We start from the raw sequence: 1,228 nt of genomic DNA on the forward strand, positions 1-1,228 counted from the left end.
ACTTATCTTCTCCACAGGCTTAAAATCGCTTGAAACTCAAGCTACTGATTCACATAGTTTTTCAGGTTGATAGCAGCATTCAAATCTCTATCAGCTTCAAAACCGCATTCACTACATTCATAAGTTCTCAAGTGCAACGGCATTTTCTGTTGATGCCCACAGTTTGAACATATTTGAGAACTTGGATAAAATCTATCCGCTATGACTAATTTACTGCCGTACCATTCACATTTGTATGTCAGCTGACGCTTAAATTCATAAAAGCCACAATCAGCAATAGCACTTGCTAGTTTGTGATTTTTGAGCATTCCACTTACGTTTAAATCCTCAATTACTATGGTGCTGTGGTTTTTAGCTAACCATGAAGTGAGTTTATGTAGTGCATCTGCTCTGATATCGGCTACTTTTTTGTGTGATGAAGCTAGTTTTTTTACTGCTTTGCATCTGTTTTTGGAGCCAATAACTTTTTTGCTGACTGCACGTTGATGACGAACTAATTGTTTTTTGGCTTGCCTGTAGGCTTTAACATTAGCAAATTTGCTGCCATCAGAACAGGTTGCTAATGTATTTATGCCTATATCTACACCAATAGTTTCTCCAACTTTTTCTGTTGGTTCGGATTCAAAATTGTACTTGAAACTGATGTACCAACTATCTGCTTTTTTTGAGATGGTGACGTTTTTTACTGGTACAGAGGGTAAAATTTCATAAGTTTTTACTATTCCTATTCTGGGTAATTGTATGTAGTTTCCTTGAATAATCTTAATACTTCCTTCTAAGTAAAAGCTGTCTTTTCTGCCTTTTTTTTTAAAGACTGGAAATCCACGTTCAGGAATAGTTAGAAAGTTTTTAAATGCCCTCTCTAAATCTCTTAATGCTTGCTGGGGGGCACCCGATCGATACCTCATAATACCAGGGATTTTCACTTTTTACTTCAGCAATCAAACGTTTATGTAAAGTGATAGCACTAGGCCGTTTCTTAGTTTCCTTGTATTCACAAATGCAAGTTGCTAATCCCCAATTATAAGCATGACGGGCTACACCTGCGTGTTTGGCAAGTATGGTTTTTTGATAATTGTTAACTTTTAATTTGGTCTTGATTGATTGCATTTCAGTTGTCGGCCACCTCTTTTAATAGTTTAATAAGTTAAACATAAATCTAATATATCACAGTAAATGTCTATTTATGTTTAACTTTGTCCAATTATTTTAATACTGTTGATAGCCC

2 protein-coding genes are annotated in these 1,228 nt (G+C 35.4%); both read right to left on the reverse strand.

Translation table 11 applies throughout. The features are described 5' to 3' along the window. Window positions 1-41 precede the first annotated feature (41 nt). Window positions 42-926, reverse strand: a complete 885-nt coding sequence (locus F6K06_RS33575; RefSeq protein ID WP_240039181.1) for a transposase — start codon at window positions 924-926, stop codon at window positions 42-44. Next, entirely contained in the window at window positions 850-1,110 is a 261-nt protein-coding gene (locus tag F6K06_RS33580) for a helix-turn-helix domain-containing protein (RefSeq protein ID WP_240039182.1), read from the reverse strand. The genes F6K06_RS33575 and F6K06_RS33580 overlap by 77 nt, the downstream gene beginning before the upstream one ends. Between the last annotated feature and the right edge of the window lie 118 nt (window positions 1,111-1,228).

Source organism: Okeania sp. SIO1H4 (assembly GCF_010672695.1).
Taxonomy (GTDB): Bacteria; Cyanobacteriota; Cyanobacteriia; order Cyanobacteriales; family Microcoleaceae; genus Okeania; species Okeania hirsuta.